General features: G+C 53.3%; 5 protein-coding genes. 4 read left to right on the top strand and 1 reads right to left on the bottom strand.

What is annotated here, in order from left to right; genetic code table 11:
* The 4 genes from D9T14_RS13025 to D9T14_RS13020 form a co-directional block, all read left to right on the top strand.
* The coding region (locus D9T14_RS13025) for an HNH/endonuclease VII fold putative polymorphic toxin (RefSeq protein ID WP_259460217.1) at nucleotides 1-547 on the top strand (547 nt) is incomplete at its 5' end.
* A gap of 43 nt (nucleotides 548-590) precedes the next feature.
* Nucleotides 591-977, top strand: a complete 387-nt coding sequence (locus D9T14_RS13465; RefSeq protein ID WP_126464161.1) for a hypothetical protein — start codon at nucleotides 591-593, stop codon at nucleotides 975-977.
* Nucleotides 958-1,401 carry an Imm50 family immunity protein gene (locus D9T14_RS13460; protein ID WP_126464160.1) on the top strand — a complete coding sequence of 148 codons (444 nt, stop codon included), beginning with the start codon at nucleotides 958-960 and terminating at the stop codon, nucleotides 1,399-1,401. Before D9T14_RS13465 ends, D9T14_RS13460 begins: the two co-directional genes overlap by 20 nt.
* A 134-nt stretch (nucleotides 1,402-1,535) precedes the next feature.
* On the top strand, nucleotides 1,536-2,603 hold the full coding sequence (locus D9T14_RS13020) for an IS630 family transposase (protein WP_121592125.1): 1,068 nt from the start codon (nucleotides 1,536-1,538) through the stop codon (nucleotides 2,601-2,603).
* Nucleotides 2,604-2,773: 170 nt separating this feature from the next.
* Here the strand turns inward: D9T14_RS13020 and D9T14_RS13015 are convergent, their stop codons facing one another.
* The gene (locus D9T14_RS13015; protein WP_121592124.1) at nucleotides 2,774-3,841 is read right to left on the bottom strand and encodes an IS630 family transposase; all 1,068 of its coding nucleotides are present in this window, start codon (nucleotides 3,839-3,841) and stop codon (nucleotides 2,774-2,776) included.
* Between the last annotated feature and the right edge of the window lie 742 nt (nucleotides 3,842-4,583).

The following is a 4,583-nucleotide window of genomic DNA, read 5'->3' as shown; positions in this document are numbered from 1 at the left end:
CCTCCACACCCCGGACGGCCAGACCGTCCAAGTGGTCTCGGTCCAGGCCACCGGACACACCCAGACCGTCCACAACCTCGCCATCGGTGGCCTACACAACTACCACGTGGCCACCAACACCGGACAAGCCATCCTCGTCCACAACAACCAAGACCCAATCACCGGAGAAAACGGAGCATGCGAAGCTCTGGGGGATGCGGCCGATAAAAAGCCAGAAGTTCCCATGCGTGAGAGCCGCAGAGATGCTCTACGCAGTGCTAAACGCGATGCCGGTGTTCCCATGTCAGAGCAGCCTTCTTCCGTTGAAAGAGTGAATATGACAGATAAGTTTGATCGGAACGTTCTCGACAGCGATGGTCTACCAATTTCCACTCGTGAGTATCATTACACCGGACAAGGCCATGACCCAGTTGTTATTCAAGACCATGCAGCTGGCCACGTTTTTGACGATGGGGGTAGCGTAGGTCAACATTTTAATGTTAGGCCACCTGAAAATACAAGAACGGGAAAGGTTCCTGGCACCTATAGCCATTACCCTTGGAAGTGAAATGAAGGTAGACATTGATTGGAGCATCATACTACATGGCGACATGGCTAAAACCATATGCAACCATGTAAGTGGTAGCACATTCCCGGCTATGGTCGATGTTGTTTCTATCTACCCTGGATTGGATCTGGTAGAAATACCAGTTATTATCCACGGAATTAATCCAACTCACCCATTGCTCCTAGGATCAGAAAATAATGCGGTGAGATTCGACCTAAAGTACACCGGTGGGGTTTATATTGGCTGTGAAGAAGTAGCTGGGGTAGAGAACTTCTTCAGCGTAAAACCTAGCGAAAAGAGTTCTATCGTGGAGAGCCTATTAGCTATATCTGACACAGTTCTGCATATTTCATCTAGCCAATGTGTACTGAGCAATCTGCATCCAGTCTGCATTGAAGAAACGGAAGGCTATGAGACGATCAAACGTTGAATACCCCTTACATGACTGGTGGGCTGCAAATATCAGCGGCTCGCGAGGGCTTTTTGAAGTATTCGGTGGACGACCAGCAAATCTCGATGCTGCAGTTTGCAATGCAATTCGATTTGACCCTTTTCCCAGCTCAGCTTTTCTTGAAATTGAGTTAGCCGATTTTCCCGACGAGCCACCCCCTCGATGGGTTTCCAATGAATATGATACAGTAGCACTGAAAATCCAAATGACTGGTTGTCATGATTTATCAGCCAGTGGAACATTGGAACCTTGTTCGATAACCATTACTCCCTCGACGGAAGGAAACTATACTGTACTGGCTAGTGATAACTTCAACTTTAGCTTCGCTGCCAAGTATTCTCTAATTTCTACCATGCGCGCAATCAAGAGTAGCCGCACTAATGGACAGTTTGAGATTGGTTGAATAATTCTCCTGTCGTTAATCAGGATGTTGGATAAGTTATTTTTAATGCCATTAAAATAGGGCAGCTATGGCCGACATGAAACGAAATCGTATTTTTGATGGGTTCGGGGTCTTGTTTCGGATATGATCGAGACATGCAGATCGAGGTCACCCCAGAAGAAACCGCTGTCCTGATCAGATGGAAGAAACGCACAGACAATTACGCACTGGTGCGCATGAAAGCCGAAGCCATCCTATACGCCTCTCGTGGTGTCGATGTGGGGATTATCGCTGAAATGGTTGAGCGCAGCGAGAAAACCGTTCGAGAATGGCTGGCCGACTGGCAGGCCAGCAGGATGTGTTCGGTGCTGACCGGGCACGCGGGGAACCAGAACGCCGCGAAACTCACCCGCACCCAGAAACAGGACCTCAAGGCAGTTCTGGCCCAGCCGCCGTCCCGGTCAGGTATCGACGCCGAGTTCTGGGACGTGCCGTCCCTACGAGACGTAGTGAAGATTCTGTTCGACGTGGAGTACGAGTCAGAGTCTTCGTATCAGCTTCTTCTGCGGTTCTGCGGGCTCAGTTTCAAACTGCCCGACCCGTTCGACAAGCACCGCGACGAACAGGCCATCACCCGACGCATGACCGAGGTGAAGACCCAAGTCAACGACCTGTTGGAGGCCGGCTGTGAGGTGTACGCCATCGATGAGGTTCGCCTGGAGCACGAGGCCGAGACCCGCCGCATGTGGCTGCCCAAAGGACAACGCACCAAACTGTACGTGGACCGGCAGAAAGTATCCCAGTCCTTCTTCGGCGCCCTCTCGCTGACTGACAAGAAAATGCGGCTGTATCCGATCGAGGGGAACCAGAACACCGAACAGATCATCCTCGCCCTGGAACGACTACAGCGCGAAACCAAAACCCAGAAGATCGCTGTCGTGCTGGACAACGCGCGGTTCCACCACGCCAAAGCCCTGACCAGCCTCTACGAGCCCGGCCAGTTGCTGGAACGCATCACACCTGTTTTCTTGCCACCGTACGCGCCCGACCACAACCCGGTCGAGCACGTCTGGGGCACCGCCAAAACCAATATCGCGAACATCCAGCACCAGACCCCCGAACAAACCTTCACAGCATTCACCTCGTACATCACCGGCCGCACCTTCGACTACGACTTCGAGCACCTCCCCAAACCCCAACCAGAAACCGATCTTGTTTCATGACCGCCATAAGACAAGGGCATGATTATTTGAGAGATGCCCATCTTTGTCATACAAGAGTGTTAAGTAATGTTGATAAGGCTAGCCCCTTATGGTATATATCACGATTGCTTACTCATTTCTTTATGTGCGTGACCATAACTTTATTGAACCCTTCGAGAGTACTATGGCCGTCATGAAACAAGATCGGTTTCTGGTTGGGGTTTGGGGAGGTGCTCGAAGTCGTAGTCGAAGGTGCGTCCTGTGATGTACGAGGCGAATGCCCCGAAGGTCTGCTCGGGGGTCTGGTGCTGGATGTTCGCAATATTGTTTTTAGCGGTGCCCCAGACGTGCTCGACCGGGTTGTGATCGGGCGCGTACGGCGGCAAGAAAACAGGTGTGATGCGCTCCAGCAACTGGCCGGGCTCGTAGAGGCTGGTCAGGGCCTTGGCGTGGTGGAACCGCGCATTGTCCAGCACGACAGCGATCCGGTCGGCCTTGGTTTCACGCTGTAGCCGTTCCAGAGCCAGGATGATCTGTTCGGTGTTCTGGTTCCCCTCGATCGGATACAGCCGCACTTTCTTGTCAGTAAGCGAGAGGGCGCCGAAGAACGACTGGGACACTTTCTGCCGGTCCACGTACAGTTTGGTGCGTTGTCCTTTGGGCAGCCACATGCGGCGGGTCTCGGCCTCGTGCTCCAGGCGGACCTCATCGATGGCGTACACCTCACAGCCGGCCTCCAACAGGTCGTTGACTTGGGTCTTCACCTCGGTCATGCGTCGGGTGATGGCCTGTTCGTCGCGGTGCTTGTCGAACGGGTCGGGCAGTTTGAAACTGAGCCCGCAGAACCGCAGGAGCAGCTGATACGAAGATTCTGACTCGTACTCCACGTCGAACAGAATCTTCACTACGTCTCGTAGGGACGGCACGTCCCAGAACTCGGCGTCGATACCTGACCGGGAGGGCGGCTGGGCCAGAACAGTTTTGAGGTCTTGTTTCTGGGTGCGGGTGAGTTTCGCGGCGTTCTGGTTCCCCGCGTGCCCGGTCAGCACCGAACACATCCTGCTGGCCTGCCAGTCGGCCAGCCATTCTCGAACGGTTTTCTCGCTGCGCTCAACCATTTTCGCTATGATATTGATGCCAACTCCTTCGGAGGCATACAAAATGGCTTCGGCTTTCATCCGCACCAGCACGTAAGTGTCTGTGCGTTTCTTCCACCTGATCAGGACAGCGGTTTCTTCCGGGGTGACCTCGATCTGCATGTCTCAATCATATCCGAAACAAGACCACGAATCCATCAAAAATACGATTTCGTTTCATGACGGCCATATCAAAAATTCACTACATGTATAATGAGGCTTATTCATAACACCGATGGATGCCCGCGTGACAAGGGGCAACACTGCTGGGAAGGTTCCTGCGAATAAGCTTCATGAACAAAATGATAGTGGAAGGAGTGTACGCCAGCCATCTTGAACCCAACAACCGAAGCAGGATTGTCGAGGGTGGACATGTTTTGAGTGGGTTCTCTACTTGTGCGAGGTCTTCAGGTTGATTGTTACCGATTTTTTCGAGTAGTGGTTTGTTTGACAACTGGATAGTGGCCTCTTTGCCGTTTTGATCAATCACTCGCATCAGGGGCCCCTGTTTCGGGGGTGTTCTTGTCGGCGGATCCGCTCGAGCCGGTGGCTGGTGCGGCGTGGGCGGCGAACCCGTACTCGTACGCCGGTAACGACCCCGTCGGGTCCGCTGATCCGCTGGGTTTGCGGCCCGTGTCCGAGGAGGACCTGCGGGCCTATCAGCAGGCGTCCAACGGGATGTTGCAGAACGCTGCTGGTGCGGTGACCGGATGGGTGAGCGAGAACTGGGAGTACTGGAGTGCTTGGTGTTTTTCGGACAGTGGGTGAAATGATCGTGAGGTAGAATTAGATCATGTCGGCACCGAAATACAGTGCGGAGTTCAAGGAACAAGTCGTTCTCGAGGTCGTCCAGAAGTCCAAGCCG

The sequence above is a fragment of the Propionibacterium australiense genome, assembly GCF_003666605.1.
GTDB lineage: Bacteria > Actinomycetota > Actinomycetes > Propionibacteriales > Propionibacteriaceae > Propionibacterium > Propionibacterium australiense.
Note: the sequence above shows the minus strand (reverse complement) of the source record. Positions and strands in the feature narration are given on the sequence as shown.